This window comes from Adhaeretor mobilis (assembly GCF_007741515.1).
Lineage (GTDB): Bacteria > Planctomycetota > Planctomycetia > Pirellulales > Lacipirellulaceae > Adhaeretor > Adhaeretor mobilis.
In genome coordinates this window covers 4,163,231-4,179,015 of the sequence record NZ_CP036263.1, presented here as the reverse complement: position 1 = coordinate 4,179,015, position 15,785 = coordinate 4,163,231, and the positions used below count along the sequence as shown (strand labels likewise).

General features: G+C 55.4%; 15 protein-coding genes. 6 read left to right on the top strand and 9 right to left on the bottom strand.

All coding sequences use genetic code 11. From position 1 onward, the window contains the following. The first annotated feature begins 81 nt into the window (after positions 1-81). The 5 genes from surE (at position 82) to HG15A2_RS16405 (ending at position 2,777) form a co-directional block, all read left to right on the top strand. Positions 82-861: a 5'/3'-nucleotidase SurE gene (gene surE, locus HG15A2_RS16425; protein WP_145061411.1), complete on the top strand. Its 780-nt coding sequence runs from the start codon at positions 82-84 to the stop codon at positions 859-861. 48 nt (positions 862-909) lie between these two features. Further along, positions 910-1,386: a hypothetical protein gene (locus tag HG15A2_RS16420; protein WP_145061409.1), complete on the top strand. Its 477-nt coding sequence runs from the start codon at positions 910-912 to the stop codon at positions 1,384-1,386. A 189-nt stretch (positions 1,387-1,575) separates the two neighbouring features. Next, positions 1,576-2,280 carry a hypothetical protein gene (locus HG15A2_RS24150; protein WP_218932022.1) on the top strand — a complete coding sequence of 235 codons (705 nt, stop codon included), beginning with the start codon at positions 1,576-1,578 and terminating at the stop codon, positions 2,278-2,280. Position 2,281: 1 nt separating this feature from the next. Then, entirely contained in the window at positions 2,282-2,548 is a 267-nt protein-coding gene (locus tag HG15A2_RS16410; RefSeq protein ID WP_145061408.1) for a DUF4160 domain-containing protein, read from the top strand. Beyond that, entirely contained in the window at positions 2,535-2,777 is a 243-nt protein-coding gene (locus HG15A2_RS16405; protein WP_145061406.1) for a DUF2442 domain-containing protein, read from the top strand. Before HG15A2_RS16410 ends, HG15A2_RS16405 begins: the two co-directional genes overlap by 14 nt. Position 2,778: 1 nt before the next feature. Here HG15A2_RS16405 and HG15A2_RS16400 read toward each other — a convergent pair whose 3' ends face one another. The 4 genes from HG15A2_RS16400 to eno form a co-directional block, all read right to left on the bottom strand. Continuing rightward, entirely contained in the window at positions 2,779-3,339 is a 561-nt protein-coding gene (locus HG15A2_RS16400) for a hypothetical protein (protein ID WP_145061404.1), read from the bottom strand. After that, entirely contained in the window at positions 3,336-3,698 is a 363-nt protein-coding gene (locus tag HG15A2_RS16395) for a hypothetical protein (RefSeq protein WP_145061402.1), read from the bottom strand. Before HG15A2_RS16395 ends, HG15A2_RS16400 begins: the two co-directional genes overlap by 4 nt. 18 nt (positions 3,699-3,716) lie before the next feature. Next, positions 3,717-5,366 (bottom strand): tetratricopeptide repeat protein, encoded by a 1,650-nt coding sequence (locus tag HG15A2_RS16390; RefSeq protein ID WP_145061400.1) that lies wholly within the window; start codon positions 5,364-5,366, stop codon positions 3,717-3,719. 177 nt (positions 5,367-5,543) lie between these two features. Next, the gene (gene eno, locus HG15A2_RS16385; RefSeq protein WP_145061398.1) at positions 5,544-6,818 is read right to left on the bottom strand and encodes a phosphopyruvate hydratase; all 1,275 of its coding nucleotides are present in this window, start codon (positions 6,816-6,818) and stop codon (positions 5,544-5,546) included. A 270-nt stretch (positions 6,819-7,088) separates the two neighbouring features. On the opposite strand from eno, the gene HG15A2_RS16380 reads away from it, so the two are divergent. Further along, positions 7,089-8,276 carry a methyltransferase domain-containing protein gene (locus HG15A2_RS16380; RefSeq protein WP_145064110.1) on the top strand — a complete coding sequence of 396 codons (1,188 nt, stop codon included), beginning with the start codon at positions 7,089-7,091 and terminating at the stop codon, positions 8,274-8,276. Positions 8,277-8,358: 82 nt separating this feature from the next. Here the strand turns inward: HG15A2_RS16380 and HG15A2_RS16375 are convergent, their stop codons facing one another. The 5 genes from HG15A2_RS16375 to HG15A2_RS16355 form a co-directional block, all read right to left on the bottom strand. Next, entirely contained in the window at positions 8,359-10,167 is a 1,809-nt protein-coding gene (locus tag HG15A2_RS16375) for an ATP-binding cassette domain-containing protein (RefSeq protein WP_145061397.1), read from the bottom strand. 310 nt (positions 10,168-10,477) lie between these two features. Then, positions 10,478-14,341 carry an FtsK/SpoIIIE domain-containing protein gene (locus tag HG15A2_RS16370; RefSeq protein ID WP_218932021.1) on the bottom strand — a complete coding sequence of 1,288 codons (3,864 nt, stop codon included), beginning with the start codon at positions 14,339-14,341 and terminating at the stop codon, positions 10,478-10,480. Between the two features lie 133 nt (positions 14,342-14,474). Continuing rightward, positions 14,475-14,708 carry a hypothetical protein gene (locus HG15A2_RS16365; protein WP_145061393.1) on the bottom strand — a complete coding sequence of 78 codons (234 nt, stop codon included), beginning with the start codon at positions 14,706-14,708 and terminating at the stop codon, positions 14,475-14,477. Positions 14,709-14,713: 5 nt separating this feature from the next. Then, complete coding sequence (locus tag HG15A2_RS16360; RefSeq protein WP_145061392.1) at positions 14,714-15,253, bottom strand: hypothetical protein; 540 nt, start codon at positions 15,251-15,253, stop codon at positions 14,714-14,716. A gap of 37 nt (positions 15,254-15,290) precedes the next feature. Next, positions 15,291-15,563 carry a WXG100 family type VII secretion target gene (locus HG15A2_RS16355; RefSeq protein WP_145061390.1) on the bottom strand — a complete coding sequence of 91 codons (273 nt, stop codon included), beginning with the start codon at positions 15,561-15,563 and terminating at the stop codon, positions 15,291-15,293. Between the last annotated feature and the right edge of the window lie 222 nt (positions 15,564-15,785).

The following is a 15,785-nucleotide window of genomic DNA, read 5'->3' as shown; positions in this document are numbered from 1 at the left end:
GTTGAGTGGGTTCTATCGACAAATGCCGCAAACGCCCGCCAGCAGGCTACTTACAGCAGGAAACCAGTAGGAAAACTACGCGTGCAGATACTCCTTACCAACGACGACGGCATCTATGCCCCCGGCCTGGCAGCCTTGGAACAGCAGTTGCAATCTTTAGGCGACGTACAAGTGGTCGCCCCGCTCACCGAACAAAGTGGCGTGGGTCACGCCATCACGTACCTGACGCCGTTGATGGCACGTGAGGTATTCGATGGCACCCGTCGACGCGGCTGGGCCGTGGAAGGCAGCCCAGCAGATTGTGTGAAATTGGCGATTGCCGAGCTGTGCCCGCAGCGGCCCGACTTGGTCGTCAGCGGGATCAATAGCGGTTTGAACGCCGGAATTAACGTGATGTATAGCGGCACCGTAGCCGCAGCGATCGAGGGAGCTTTTTTCGGAATTACAAGTATCGCCGTTTCGCTAGAGTACGACGAGCAGGCCCGCTTCGATCGGGCGGCAGACTTAGCTGTTCCAATCATTGAACAAGTCCTCAACCAAAAGGAAGAGCAACCGCAGCTGTTTAACTTGAATCTCCCCGCAGCAGCGCTAGATAACCCAGCTGACGTTCGCGTCGCCCCGATGTCCGTCGCTCCCTGGGGCGAAGAATTCGAGCGACGGAAAGACCCAAGAAATCGGTCCTACTTTTGGGCCACTGGAGAGCAACCGCAACCGCCATCGCACCTTGATACGGATCTCACATTATTGCGAAAAGGGCACATCACCCTGACTCCCCTGAAATTCGACATGACCGCTCGCAGCGAACTTGAAGCGATGAAGAATTGGCAACTTGGCACGCCATTCGCTCAGGCAAAGAACTAGTACACTCTCCCCAATACAGGAACGGCATCGCACCGATGCTGGCTAACCATGAGAACTCACAACGCACTTACACTGGTACTCATGCTATCAATCGCTGGTTGCGAAACGCCGGAACTCCCCGGTACCGATGTCGAATTAACCGCCGGTGAGCAAGCTGATATCGCCGAAGCTGCGAAAGTTGAAGAGCCCGAACCGCTGGCTGTGGACGAACACGGTGTGAATGAAGGTGCGACCACTTTTAATGCCGACTCACCTGAGAAGGGACGCAAATCAAAAGCAGCCGGCAGTTATCTTGGAAGCGTTGCTCACGCTCATTTCTGGGCGAAGCATGAGCTGATTCGTATTCAGCTGCAAAACCAGATGAATGTCTTCAATGCCATCAACGATCGCTGGCCTAAGGATTGGGAAGAATACCAAAAAGAGATTGTCAAGCCGCTTGGTATAGAACTCCCAGAACTTCCTGAAGGACAAGAGTTTGTTTACGACCCCGAGGACCACGAGCTCAAGGTCCAACCCATACAATAGACAAGTTGATATTCAAAAAACTCATGGCGTTTGTTACCCGATGGCTTACGCCTGTCGGCTCGTAATCACACTGCTTTTTCAAGAAACAGGAACTCATTTTACTCTGTGAACCTCAGTGTCCTCTGCGGTTCAATGAAATACCTGCCGGAACGGAAGCCTGCACCATTACCTCTTCGTGTAAGGCTACTGATGAACCGTCGCAAGACAGACCCTTTTCGCCCATCTCCACTGTTTTGGAAGCTTGTGTTAGCTGCCGTTCTCGCCACCCTTGCTTTGACGGGCAGAGCGAGAGCCACTAGTTGTGATTGTGTAACGACCTGCACGCATGTGGTTGTGGTGAAACCCGAGCCTGCTAGCTGGGTCTTCGCACCGGGACGCTACACGCACGATCCCGACACCGGCGTACGCGTCGCCCAGTATCAACGCATACGGGCCATTGAACCACTCGACGATCCGCGAGCAGTCACCAGCGGCTACGACCGGAGTCGCACGATCCAACGTGGTGCGGATGGCAGTGTGAAGACCTACTATCGAGTTCGCAGCTACGGCAACGGCTTGGGCGGCCTGGATGCAGAGTGGGAACGTGCGCACGATGCTCGCCGCGGGGCACCCGTTGTGCCCGGCTTCGGTTTTGCAGCTGGCTACGGGGCCGGCTATGGCGGAGGTGGCTATGGTGTTCCTTTCTACGGTGGCGGGTATGGGTTCCCGGGTTTCGGCTACTATCCTGGCCCTGGCGGCGGTCGCGCCCCGATTGGCCGCCCTGCTTATGGTGAACTCGATCCCGATGGTGCGAATGGCTTCCGCGATGGTGTTCGCCCTCGCACGCCGGATCGCCAGTTCTATCGCAACTCGCCTTGGCACAATCGTGGCGGGAATTTGGGACCGGGGAGCTGAGATGCCGACAATATTGAAGGTTCGTGGATGGAGAGTATTCTTCTACTCTGAGGAGGGAAACGAGCCGATACACGTTCATGCGACAAAAGCGGACTGTGAGTGTAAAATATGGTTGAAGCCCGAGGCATTTGATATCGACTTCGCCTGGTCGCATGGATTGAAGCCACAGTTGCGACGCGAAGTCCGCAAGATTGTATTTGAGAACTTTGAGCTGATTGTTGAGCAATGGAATCGACACATTGAGGATAGCCGAGATGCAAACCACTAAGCCACTCACTGCAACAGGTATCAGGACGAGTCCGGCTGGGCTTACCATCGAATTGGAGAATCGAGCGATCTCAATCGCCTGGGATAGTTGCTCACCTCGCTTGATTGGCGCTACACCCGAGCAGCGCTGCGAAGCGGCTCTCTCACCAGGTGGCTATGGCATTCATTGGCCTCTACTAGACGAAGACTTGTCCATTGCTTGGCTTGCCAAGCAAGCAGCGATCAATTGAACTACTTTAGTGACTGAATGCGAGCGGTAGCATTGATTGGAATTCCGTTCTGATAGATCATGTAGCTTTCGATGAGCCAGCGATCGCCTATTTTTGTCCAAACGACAAGCACATCGTCGAAATAACCTATTCGTACTCCTCTCTTCTTCGTGGTTCCGTTAAGCATTCCACGGAAGTAAGTCGATGCGATTAGTGGTTGCGTACCTTCCACAATCTTTGTTTCAATGTTGCTCGCGCCAGCTGAATTTACTTGGACCAAAGGTAGAGCCGATTTTGCATCTGCCAACACGGTACTAGTTTGTGGGTTAATGTGGTCGAGCACGGCCTGGAGGTCGTTCTCTGCTATGGCTGCCATCGTATCGTGAAGTGCTGTCTCGATTTGTTCGCGGTCGGTCACGACTAGGCGCTCTACAGTCAGCAGTGCAGAAGTCGCTATGAGAACCAGCGCTAAGACTACCGCCGATTTGCCACTGCGACGCGACAGGAACACCAGCCCGGCAAAGGTAGCTGCCACGGCACCGATGGCTCCGATGGCGACTGGGTTCTCAAGAAGCAGGCTCAAGGGACCTCTCCTGTGCTAAGTTTGCGACGCCCTCGAACGAGCATGGCAACACTCGCGATGAGGATGGCTCCCACAGTCCACTGGAGCGGCCACAGCGGGATTTCCAGTTTGTTGGGCGTCGAGTATTCCGGCGTAGCCACGGGGCTCTCAGAAACGCTCTTGCGGCCTGTGGCGTCGGATTTGACCTCGTAGCCCTCTGCAACTGCTGCCCGGGCCTTGTAACGGTTCTCGATGCCAGCCTGTCGTTTGCCAAACTTCCCCCCAGTGGCCAACAATGCGGCTAAACCCACAGCGCTGAACAGGGCGAACCAAAACCAGGGGGAGTCGGTGATTGGAGGTGAATCAGGTTGCGAGGTCATCGGTTCTCTGCCAGGGAGCTACTGTTGTTTGTTGGAGGGTCCCAATCGCAGAGACTCTACCTCGATCTTGAATGCGTAGCGACCAGGGCGACCCATTACGTTGGATAACTCGCCGAGAAAGATGGCATCGGGTCGAATTGCATAGCTACCCTGTGCGCCATGCGAGTTTTGTTGGGTCGCAACTTGCTTTGGTCTAGGGTACTTTTCTTTGTGCTGATCTAGTTCATCCAAAGCGAAGTCTTCGTAAGTTACCAGCGTACCATCGCCTAGTTGCTCGTCAGGTTGGGGCAGAACAATTCGGGTCCAGCTAGCCTGTCCTGCAAGATGGGGCTGGTGGGCGCTATGATCCACTACGGTGAGCAGTAGTTTTTCTTTATCTTGACGGACATTAAGCCAGTGGGGCCAGTTTTGGTTTGCAATGATTTTGCCAGCAACAATTTTCAGCAGCGATTCCCCTGAGCTAACCCGCGGTTGCTGATTGGGGACTTGTTGCATCTTGGTCTGCCATGCTAAACGGAGGGTTGCCGTTACCCCCGGATAGAGTTTCATTTCGCGTTCGACAGTCGCGCCTTTCTGAGCGTTCTGGAGACTCAGAGACAGCTGCTGGCTGTTGTATCCTTTGGCCTGCACAGAAAGGTAAAGTTTTGTCGGGAAGCATTTCAGTTTGAGAAGCCCCTTGGCATCAGACCTGTAAGTTTCTGGGGCCGAGTTGGAACTGTTACTCATACGCAAGCTGGCGGTCGCGCCCTCTACAGGACGCCCTTGCGTATCTAACAGCAACACTACGACAGGCAGTTTGTCGTCGTCGGAGAAACGACTTACGACCAACTCTCCTGCATCCTTCGCGTGGTTGAAACTCCCCGAGAATTGAAACTCTTTCTGCTTGAGTTGATAGTTGTCGGTTCGGAGTGTGCAGTGCTCGTATTGCTGGCTCGATCCTGGGGAATACGAATACGCGTAAAAGTAATATCCATTGCCGCAGTCGCTCAAGAACTCATCCGAGCCGCGAGAACTCATCCGGAACTCGGTTTGAGGCATAGGATTGCCATCCTGATCCACGAGGCGAAAATACGCATAGGCTGGCATCCTGCCATGCCGTCCCAGTTTCATGTTCTCGCCGCTGCTCTGGGCGTCGTCGATAAGCCGCACGAGTTCCTCTGGTAGATCTTCGATTTTCACTCGCTTGGCTATTCTAGCAGCAAGAGGTTCTGCAAGGGCTGGCAAAGCTATCTCGATCTCTTGGCGGTGTTTTTCAAGAATCGCTTGGGCGGCCTTTCCTTCTGAATTATCGAGCAGAGAGCGAGCATACCAGTAGGCAATTCTCGGATCCCCGGGCGCCTGACGATAGGCTTCCGATAGCAAGCCCAATGCGCCAGCCTTGTTTTCGGTAAGCTCGCGAGTTTCGAAAGCGGATAGGAGTAGCCGCTGTGCGTTATTGCCATGTGGGTTGTCCACTGAGGCAATACTGGCGATTTCGTCGAGGGCGAGACTCAAGGACGATTCTCCGTCCAGCTGTAGCTTTACTCGATCGCCCTCTATTTCTATATGCGTCGCAATAATTTCGGTGCCCGAGTTGAGAAGCACGCGCTGATCCGCAAACAAAGTGCCACAGGCCGTCCCTATGAGAGTGAGTAGCAAAAGAGAACTGCTTACTTGAGCTCGGAACATGGCTGAGGTCCAGGTCGGAAGGAAACACAATCTGCCTGCTTAGCAGCTAGCCACCAGTGATTATAGCAATCTTGCTCGTCACGTGCTCGTAACAAATCGCCACTAAACAAAATGAAAGACCGGAACTGTCTGGACAGTTCCGGTCTCTGGGAATACCTGAGGCGTTAGTGCCGAGGTTCAACGCTTGGCAAACAACGGCCCGCCGTACTCAGCAGTCGAGCCAAGCATTTCTTCAATGCGAAGCAGTTGGTTGTACTTCGCCATGCGGTCGGAACGTGAAGCACTCCCCGTCTTGATTTGGCCGGTGTTCAAAGCCACTGCCAAGTCAGCAATCGTGGCGTCCTCGGTCTCGCCGCTTCGATGGCTCGTGACACTGGTGTAGCCGTGGCGGTCAGCGAGGCGGATGCTGTCGATCGTCTCGGTGAGCGTGCCGATCTGGTTCACCTTGATGAGAATACTGTTGGCAATTCCCTCGTCGATGCCGCGTTGGAGGCGCTCGACATTGGTGACGAATAGATCATCGCCGACGAGCTGGCACTTGTCGCCCAGCTTTTCAGTCATCATTTTCCAGCCGTCCCAATCGTCTTCGTCGCAGCCATCTTCGATCGAGCAGATGGGGTGCTTGTCGACCCAACTGGCGAGTAAATCGACCATGCCGGCTGAGTCAAGTTCTTTGCCATCGATGGTGTAGACCTTCTTGTCGGAGTCGTAAAACTCAGAGGCTGCGCAGTCCATGGCGAACCACACTTGCTCGCCCGGCTTGTATCCTGCCTTTTCGATTGCCGTGAGGATAATGTCGAACGCTTCAGCATTCGCACCCAAGTTCGGGGCGAAGCCACCTTCGTCGCCCACAGCTGTGTTCAGTCCTTTGTCAGCGAGCACTTTCTTGAGGTTGTGGAAAATCTCGCAGCCGCAGCGGAGTGCTTCGCTAAAGTTGTCAAAGCCTAGTGGCATGACCATGAATTCTTGAATGTCTACGGAGTTGTCCGCGTGCTCACCACCGTTCAGGATGTTCATCATCGGTGCAGGTAGCAGACGAGCATTCGAGCCGCCCAGGTAGCGGAACAGAGGCAATTCGCAGAAGCGAGCAGCGGCGTGGGCCGTGGCGAGCGAAACGCCGAGGATGGAATTCGCGCCGAGCCGGCTCTTATTGGGCGTGCCGTCGAGTTGCAGCATTTGCTGATCGACTGCGATTTGGTCGGTCGCGTCCATGCCGATCAGCTCATCGGCGATTTCGTCGTTAATGTGGGAAACGGCTTTCATGACGCCCTTGCCCATGTAGGCGTCGTCGCCATCACGAAGTTCCCACGCTTCGTGGGCGCCCGTGCTGGCACCGCTGGGCACCGCTGCCGAGCCGACGGTGCCGTCGGCCAGCGTCACATCGACCTCAACAGTGGGATTGCCGCGGCTGTCAAGGATTTGGCGTCCATGGATATCGACGATGGTACTCATAACGGGGGCCTTTCTCGTGGATTTGTGTTATAGAACGCTGAGCCTATGATGAGGCTGAAGCGGGGGGCGATTGGCTAACCGAGCAACGGTGGCTGCTCGGGAAACTTTCTATTCTAGGCTTCCAAAGTTGGCTGTCGACCACCTCAGGGTTGCCATCTCAGTGAAAAGCCCCACAGACGCTGTACTGGGTGGGCACTAAGATACAGCTGCGAGCAAATCGCTTCATCCCTCAAATTAGAGTTCAGCAGGAGAAATCTTGTCGTGAGTGAAATGGAATTGCCAGTCATCGAGCCCAACGATTCTGCAAGTCTCAACGTCGAAGAGGCGGTTCGAGACCGTTACGGCGCAGCAGCTCAAGAAGCAGAGCTAGCGCTTTGTTGTCCTGTGGACTACGACCCGCAGTACCTGAAGATCATCCCCGAAGAGATCATCGAGCGCGATTATGGCTGCGGCGATCCTTCCAAGCATGTCGCCGCGGGTGAAACGGTTCTCGACCTCGGAAGTGGCGGTGGAAAGATTTGTTATATCGCTTCGCAAATTGTTGGTGCGGGTGGCAAAGTAATCGGTGTTGATCGCAACGACGAAATGCTCGCCTTGGCCAGAAAGTACGAATCGCAAATCGGCGAGCAGCTTGGCTATTCGAATGTCGACTTCCGAAAAGGTAGCATTCAGGACTTGGCTCTCGATTTAGAGGCGTTTGAAGAGCATCTTATTTCGAATCCGGTTGGGAACAGTTCCGACTGGTTGAAAGCTGAGAGTGTTGCTGAGAAATTGCGAGCGACTAAACCGTTAGTGGCAGATGACTCCGTCGATGTCATAGTTTCCAACTGCGTGCTCAATCTCGTGAGCAATGAAGATCGCCAGCAATTGTTCACTGAAATCTTCCGCGTGCTTAAACGCGGTGGGCGGGCAGTGATTTCCGACATTGTGAGCGACGAGCAAGTGCCTGAGCATTTACAGAAAGATGCGAGTCTGTGGAGCGGTTGCATCAGTGGGGCGTTCGTTGAGGATGAGTTCTTAGCCGCATTCGAACAGGCAGGATTCTACGGTGTGGAAATCCTCAGCCGGCAAGATGATGCTTGGGCAGTGGTCGAGGGGATCGAGTTTCGCAGTGTGACGATTCGCGCTTACAAAGGCAAAGAAGGGCCCTGCAAGGATCACAAGCAGGCGGTGATCTACAACGGTCCGTGGAAGCAGGTGATCGACGACGATGGGCACGTGCTAAACCGTGGGGTGCGAACGGCAGTATGTGCGAAGACGTTTGAAATCTACAATCGCGAGCCATACGCCGCTCAGATCACACCTATTGAGCCACACAAAGCAGTTTCAGACGAGGATGCCACCGAATACGATTGCCGAGGCAATGCGGTGCGTCATCCCCGCGAGACCAAGGGGCAAGCGTATGACGCGACGAATCTTCCCGGCGACGACTGCTGCGATACCGATGGGTGTTGCTAGCGCCGCTTGCGGCTTAGCCGGCACGAGGGGACTCGGGATCAAAGAGCGATAGGAAGGCGCAGCTAAGCCGCAAGCGGCCCTTTTAGCCTTCCAACTCTTCCCATCGCGAATATGCGGTGGTGAGTTTCGCTTGCGTGGCGTCAACTTGTGCTTGATCGCTGGCGAGTTGCTCGCGCGGCTGCTGATAGTATTCGGGCTCGGCCATTTTTTTGTGCCATTGGGCTATTTTAGTCTCAAGCTTTTCGATCAAGGCGGGCAGCCCGTCGAGCTCCCGTTGGTCTTTGTACGAGCGTTTAGCGGGCTTGGTAGTGGCTTGAACGACCGATTCCGTTTTCACTTCGCGTGATTCGGCAGGCTCGCCTGCACGCTTGTTGGCTTGGTCGGTGGACTTGCGTTGACGGAGCCAATCGTCATAGCCGCCGACGTATTCCCTAACGCCCTCAGGCTCGAAGGCAATGGTGCTAGTCACCACGTTATTGAGGAATTCCCGATCGTGGCTAACGACAAGCAGCGTGCCGCCAAAATCGATGAGTCGTTCCTCAAGCATTTCGAGTGTCTCAGCATCAAGGTCGTTCGTCGGTTCGTCGAGCACAACCACATTGGCCGGCTTAGCGAACAGCTTGGCGAGCAGCACGCGATTGCGCTCACCACCCGATAGGAATTTGATTTGCGTGCGCGATCGATCCGGTGCAAATAGGAAGTCCTGAAGGTAACCGTAGATGTGCTTCTTGATCGCTTCCCCCTTTTCATTGATCATATCGATTGTGTCGTAACCTTCGCCCACCGCATGCTCGACGGTTTCCTCTGGGTCGAGCTGACCACGGAGTTGATCAAAGTAAGCGATGTCGAGGTTCGTGCCGAGCTTGATATTGCCCGATTGAGGCTTGAGCTGGCCGAGAACCACACGCAGGAGTGTTGTCTTGCCGGCACCATTGGGGCCAATGATTCCTACCTTATCGCCACGCATGAGTAGCGTGGAGAAGTTTTCAAAGATGGGCGTTCCGTCTTCGTAGCTGAAGGAAACATCCTCCGTTTCTGCTATTAACGCACCACTCTTTCGTTGTTCTTGGATTTTGAGCGTGCTGGTTTTCGTACGTTCACGCCGTTGACTGCGCTCGTTGCGCAATTCTTTGAGCGCCCTCACGCGGCCCTCGTTGCGCGTGCGGCGGGCTTTGATTCCCTGGCGGATCCAGCGTTCTTCCTCGGCCAGTCTCTTGTCGAACAGTGCGTTCTGTTTCATTTCCGAGGCAAGGACCTGTTCCTTGCGTGTGAGGAAGGTCTCGTAGTCGCACGTCCAATCATAAAGTCGACCGCGATCGATTTCGAGGATTCGTGTGGCTAGTCGTCGCAAGAAAGCACGGTCGTGTGTGACAAACAACAAAGTGCCTCGCCAGGAGGCGAGGAATTCTTCTAGCCAGATGATCGCATTCACGTCCAAGTGGTTGGTCGGCTCATCGAGCAGTAGCACATCGGGCTCGCCTACGAGCGCTTGGGCAAGCAGTACGCGGCGTTTCATGCCACTGGAGAGGTCAGCAAACTCCGCCTCGCCGTCCAGCCCCATGAGCGTCATTTGCTTGGCAGCAGTGTGCTCGATTTCCCAATCTTCGGCAGTATCGGCCACGCCCTGAGCCACAATGCTTTCGACCGAGCCATGCAAATCTCGCGGCACATCTTGCCGTAGTTGTGTGACGCGCACGCCCGGTGCTACAACCACACGGCCCTCGTCCGGCTGGAGGGCTCCCGAGACTAGCTTCATGAGCGTGGTTTTGCCAGCACCGTTGCGGCCGAGCAGACCGATTCGCTGGCCTTGTTCTATGCGGCAGCCTACCGAGTCCAACAAGGGTGGACCACGAAAGCCAATGGTTACGTCTTCTAGAGCTACAAGCGTCACAGGGAATTGGTCTTCAGTTAACAGTTGGTATTGTTCAGTTGAAATATTAGCCGACCTTGGTCGACGTGCGGTCTGGATTCAAGCCCCGCGTCGACCAAGGTCGGCGGCTAACATCAGACTCTCGCTTTGGAAATAGGCGATCGGCTTGTCTTCGTGAGACTCGTGTTTCGCCCACATTTCACCCAATTGGCGACTTGGATATCCCTTTTGGCCTCGAAGCTCGCATTGTGCGGGCGCAAGAGTTAAGCGTTGGAACCAGTTTAACCGATCACCGAATCAACGGAAGGAGCGGCCAGCAGGTCGGAGCGACTCAGAGGGCAGGCTCTGCAGATTGCTGGAGGTCCGCCGCGACTCTTACAAGCCAAGCTTGGCTCGGTCGGCCGTACGGGCGGAACTTGGTTTGAGTGCCCAGATCGTCTCGATAGAACAGAGCTCGGTGCTCACCCAATTGAGCCGCCGCGGGTGAGTCGATCAGACTAGTAGAATCTGCTGCGCTCATTTGCATAGCGACACGGAAATCGATCTCGCGCAGAGTGAGTCGATCGATCACGCGAGTGAGGCTGTTGTAGGATTCGCACCACAGCAAGAAATGAATACCGACCGCGGGTCCTTCTCGCAGCAACTGCCGAAATTGCTTGTCCGGGGACGGCGGCTTGTTAGCTCCGCCGTTGGCAAAGCTGAACTCGTCCTCGGTGAGGCGTAGATCACGGAATTGTGAAAGATCGTGAATGACGACGAATTGCGAAGCGTGGTGGGATTCTGAATCCTTGGAGCGAGCAAGCAGCAATTCGTAGATCTGGCCCATTGCCGCGGAACCGTCGGCAGGCACCACATGCTCCACGCGCTCGCCAAACAGATCAACAATGGGTTTCCATTGCTCGCGTTCTTCCGCATCTACCCGCGTGCCGTCGAAAATAGTAAGCCGGGCTGGCAACTCGCTAGCCGTGGCAGCGAGCGAAATTGCCGCCGTGGTAAGCATGCCAACGGCCATCGCTTCTTCGCCACCGACGATCGCCAAGTTTGCGCCGCTTTGCCTTTGCAATGATATTCGTTGCGGTGGTTCAATGCGCACCGAACTGCCGAGCCAAAAACCGGGTGTATCTACGGCGTAACCGCGAAGCGTGTCGGACAAGGCTTTGTTACTGCTGGGGTCCGCGGCGACGTTGCCCTCGAAAACGATAGCCGGCTCAAACTGCGCAGCCAGTTGTGGATCCTGTGCTTCCAGCTGAGTCAAATAGACTCGCCGTTGGTCATCCGGCAGCCAAGCGACTTGGAAAGTGTGGTTGCCGGCGACGAAGCCGTTTTGATCGTTGTAGATTGCCTCGCCAGGCCGGGTGAGAAGGCGCGCGGCGCCGTTCTCGTCACTGAGGATGAGATTCGCATCCGCCTCGCTGCATTCAAGCGCAATTCGCACAGCCATCTGCCCCAGCGTACTACGAGCGAGCGAATAAGCCCCCGAGAGCGACTGCGAACCGAGAATCACATGAATGCCGAACGCTCGGCCTTGGCGAACAAGGCGATCCATTAGCAGCGCGGCATCTTGGGCCAATCGGTCGTCGGCTACAAACAGCTCTTGGAATTCGTCGATTATCAAGACGGTCCGCGGCAGCAATTCCTCAGGGGCAGCCGAGCGAAGTCCAGCGACGTCTTGTACGCCATGCTTGCGGAACAATTCGCCACGGCGACGCAGCTCCTCATCCAGCCTTTCCAGTACGCTGACGCCAAATTCTCGCTCGCTCTCTATCGCAATCACACGAGCATGCGGCAGCTTGCCGGTGGCATAAGCGGCGAATTCGACACCTTTCTTGAAGTCAACCAGATAGAACTCAAGTTGATCGGGCCCGTAGTGCATGGCCAAATTGGTGATCATGGCGTGCAGGAGCGTACTCTTGCCGGAACCAGTCTTGCCGGAGATCAACACATGCTGCGAAGTGCCCCGCCCTAGCGAGAGATTTTGCAACTGACGTGCACCCGCACGACCAATGGGAGCGGTGAGTCCGCGACCACTGTTGCTTGTCCACAGGTTGTCCCGGTTGGGGGCGATGATTGAGAACGGCACTTCGACCTTGCTGGCTACGCGCGAAGCTTCGCCTGCTTGGCGAAGGACCTCATTCAGGCAATCCGTGTTGGGCAGCTTGTCCAGCTGCAGGGGGAGCCGTTCAAAGAGTGGGTATTTCCAGACGAACCGGTCTTCGCACCACTGGAGCTGAACGGAGCTCTCGCGGATTGGATCGAGTGAAAACTCGTGCGGCAAGCGTAGGTCTTCATCGATGCTTAGCAGCACATGCACTCCGCAACGCGGACCAGCGGCGGCGATGTTTTCAAGCCGCTTAGCGCTCGCTTCGTTAAAGCCTTCGGGAAAGTTGGCCACGGCGATCACCCGGTAGGGCTCGGCCACTTCGCCGGCGTGCTCGTTATATTCATGGATGGTCGCGAAGTCGTTCCGCAGGTAATTCTGAAGAACATTTTCAATGTGATCGGAGACTAAGCGCAGTTGATAGGCGATGTCCTTGCTGTCGGTCCAAATCTGCTTGCCCATGAGCTGATCGTGATGATCGGCTAGGTGGGCAAACCCACTGAAGTTCTCGCCCAGCCCTGCGGCATCGATGGCCGTGATGCGCAACTTTCCTGCCGGAGCGGTCGTGAGGAATCGCAACAGCTGGACTTGTAGAATCTCACAGGCCTGAGGTCGGGCCGACCCCTTGGAAGAGATGAGAAGATTCGGTTGGTCGTCCAAGGTCATCAACGCCGGCAGCGTGAGATGATCGGTCGGTGGTTGCAGACGCTCGTCGGAGGAGATGCCATTGCGGATAGTCTTCATCGGTAATCGGGCCGATCCGAACTTCATCGATCCAGGCAAGTTCGTCGGGCGTTGCCAAGAACCGAAGTCCTCATCTTGCCACTCGGGGAATAATCGCGCGCACAACTCGTTAGCAGAGGTGAGTTCAGAGGTGATTCTCTGGTAGGCCTCCTCCCACTGAACTCGCATTGCCTCCCAAGCGACATCGCGATCTGTTTCGGCTGATCGAAGAATCTCTTGGTGATTCTTCGCAAGTTGCTCTTCAGCGTCCTGACGATCTTTGGCGTGCTGATCAAGCAAGGCCGGGTATTTCTCATCGGCAGCGTCAATCGCCGCTTTGCGCTGTGTTGCCAGTTCCCTAAGCTTCGTACTTGCATCAGTCGTAAGTGTTTCGTGCTGACGATTGCGCTGGGTTTCGCTTGTGGTGATCGCTTGAAGGCACTTTCGGTCGGCTTGGGAGAGATCGTGATCGCGATTGACAACGTGGGCCGTCTCTTGTTGCTCGCAAGCAGTTTGGGCCGTTGCCCGGGCTTGCTTCTCGAAGAGTTTTGCTTCTTGGAGTTTGTTTAGAATGTCCTGATAGGCGTAGAGCGTTTTTTTTCGTCCTAGGGGCATGGAGATCGCGAGCACAACAAGCGTTAGCGCTATTCCGCCGCCGAGTGTTCCCAGGAGCGCCAAAGGGATTGATCCCGCAGCCAAAAGCCATGAGGGAATGGCTGCGAGGACAGCACTCGGCAAGAACCAAGCCACCGGTCGCCAGCCTTCGAGAAACAGCGATGCAGTGCGCTGATCTTGCAGTGCAAGCACTTGCTCGCGCAATTGAGTCACGGTAGCCGTGAGCGCTGCGGTTGGCTCGGGGATCTGGGCGAGATCGTCCTCCATGGACGTAGTCTCGGCAGAGACTCTCTCGCCGGCGCTGGTCAGCCTACGCAAGGCGAGCAGTGAGCCCGCATCTCGGCTGAGCCCTGCCACCTGACGACTCTGGGCGTCGATGTAGGCGAGCTTCTCTTTCAATTGCTGCCTGGGCTGGTCCTTCACGCCATCAAACAGCGACATCGCCTCCCATTGAGATTCATTTTTCTGGTGTTCAGCCGCCTTCTGCGTGTCTGCGTGCAGTTTGTCGAGGGCAGCCAGCCTAGTAGCCAACTCTGTCTCGATTTGCTCCTGCGCGGCCTGCGCTTTGGCTGCCGCCTGTTGCTTTGTTTCGGCGTATTCGTTCTCAAGCGCACGTCGGCGGGCAAGCTTCTGTTTGACGAGCGTCGCTAACTGCGAGGTGTTGTCTTGATCCGCGAGAGTAATGCTGTCTTTGTACTGGGTGTGAAGTCGTGATTCTTCTTCCGCCCGCTTGTTAGCCGCTTGTTGTAGTTCGGACATCAGCTCCAGCACACGCCGTGTCGAGACCACCGGTTGGGAGGCCCTCTCTGATCGGGTAGTTGGAGTTTCTGATGCCATTTGCTGCTTACTTAATCGACTGCTAACTTAACTGGATGCTTGCTTGTTCTTCTGGCTACTTGAGTTGATCTTCACAGTCGCGGTGCATATCGCTGACGATTTGTGTGGTGCGATTCATCGCTTCCAGGGAAAGTTTCACCAGCGGGGCAAGGGGTTCAAGTTCTTGCTCGCAAAACCGGCGACTTACCGAGTCGTTCCAGTCTTCGGAGACTTCATTCCACAGCTGTAACAACTCGTCGAACGCGTCGCGAAGCTGGGCACTGCCGGTATGGAGATCGCTGCGACGCATAACGGTCAGGGTGCCTCGTCGGTTGTCGTTTGCGTAGATTCTTGAGTTCCAGCGGGTAGCGACTGCTCAACGGTGTAGTTCGCCAAACGATTGAGAATGATCTTGAGTTGGGCCACGGCGTGCGGAACACCCACAGTAAGTTGCTCGCGAAGCTGGCCGACCCGACCTTGGTACTCGAAAAGCTCGTGGTTGAGTGTTTGCTTCCAATGGCGAACCGACTCAGCCTTCTCGTGACAGTATTCCCTGCGGCGCTTAGCTGCGTGTAAGCGCTCGCGCTCTTCATAGCAGGCTGGACGCTCGCCGGAGACCGCTGGGAACATCAGGCAGCGTTCGAGATCGAGCTTCGCTAGGTTGACTTCTTCTTCCGCATTGCGGCGCTGGGTCTTCCAGTACGCAGGCTGCTCGTGGTCGATCCACTCTGCGGCCCGTTGCAACTCCCCTTCAAGCAGGTCTAAGGCTGACTGGGCTCGCATGCCGAAACGTGTTATCCCAGCGCGCAGATCTTCAATCGATTGCGAATTTCGTACCTGGGCGGGATTTGACATGGCAGGGTGTCACAAAAAAACTTTGCGGAGGTTCCAACTAGCGTTGTTGAAGGTACTCTTCGATGCGTTCGGCTTTTCTGAGCAAGAACGGCGTGTACTCGTTGGTCGCTTCGATAGAACGGCCGAGGAGGCGGAGGATTTGTTCGAATTCTTCCGAGAATTTCTTTTGCTCTTGGTCTCGCCAAGTAGCGCTGAGCACATGTAGCTGGTTGCCAAGTGTTGAAAGCCGCTCTTCTAGTTCGGCATTGAACTGGCGAAGTTGGTGCGCGAAGCGGCGCAGCTCAGCGGGGTCGACAATCGCTTGCGACATTGGCGGACCTCTTTCTTGTTCCGGATGCGTGCAAACGCAGAGCTAACGCTCAATCGACCTTAGCCAATCTTTACGCCTTCACTACGTAAGCAACTAAACACAGCCAAGAGTGCGGCCGTGGTTTCTAGTGACAATCTCCCCACAGTTGATCTTAACCTGTCTGGGGAAGAGAGTAAAGAAAATGCCAAGTTGCCGCAGTAGAACTACAATGTCGCAATTATG

Bases quoted from the DNA above. Each gene is read 5' to 3' on its own strand.
- HG15A2_RS16365 (WP_145061393.1), bottom strand. From the start codon at position 14,708: ATGCGTCGCAGCGATCTCCATACCGGCAGTGCCCAGCTTCGCGACGCG.
- HG15A2_RS16410 (WP_145061408.1), top strand. From the start codon at position 2,282: ATGCCGACAATATTGAAGGTTCGTGGATGGAGAGTATTCTTCTACTCT.
- HG15A2_RS16420 (WP_145061409.1), top strand. From the start codon at position 910: ATGAGAACTCACAACGCACTTACACTGGTACTCATGCTATCAATCGCT.
- eno (WP_145061398.1), bottom strand. From the start codon at position 6,818: ATGAGTACCATCGTCGATATCCATGGACGCCAAATCCTTGACAGCCGC.
- HG15A2_RS24150 (WP_218932022.1), top strand. From the start codon at position 1,576: ATGAACCGTCGCAAGACAGACCCTTTTCGCCCATCTCCACTGTTTTGG.
- HG15A2_RS16405 (WP_145061406.1), top strand. From the start codon at position 2,535: ATGCAAACCACTAAGCCACTCACTGCAACAGGTATCAGGACGAGTCCG.
- HG15A2_RS16390 (WP_145061400.1), bottom strand. From the start codon at position 5,366: ATGTTCCGAGCTCAAGTAAGCAGTTCTCTTTTGCTACTCACTCTCATA.
- HG15A2_RS16360 (WP_145061392.1), bottom strand. From the start codon at position 15,253: ATGTCAAATCCCGCCCAGGTACGAAATTCGCAATCGATTGAAGATCTG.
- HG15A2_RS16370 (WP_218932021.1), bottom strand. From the start codon at position 14,341: ATGTCCGAACTACAACAAGCGGCTAACAAGCGGGCGGAAGAAGAATCA.
- HG15A2_RS16355 (WP_145061390.1), bottom strand. From the start codon at position 15,563: ATGTCGCAAGCGATTGTCGACCCCGCTGAGCTGCGCCGCTTCGCGCAC.
- HG15A2_RS16380 (WP_145064110.1), top strand. From the start codon at position 7,089: ATGGAATTGCCAGTCATCGAGCCCAACGATTCTGCAAGTCTCAACGTC.
- HG15A2_RS16395 (WP_145061402.1), bottom strand. From the start codon at position 3,698: ATGACCTCGCAACCTGATTCACCTCCAATCACCGACTCCCCCTGGTTT.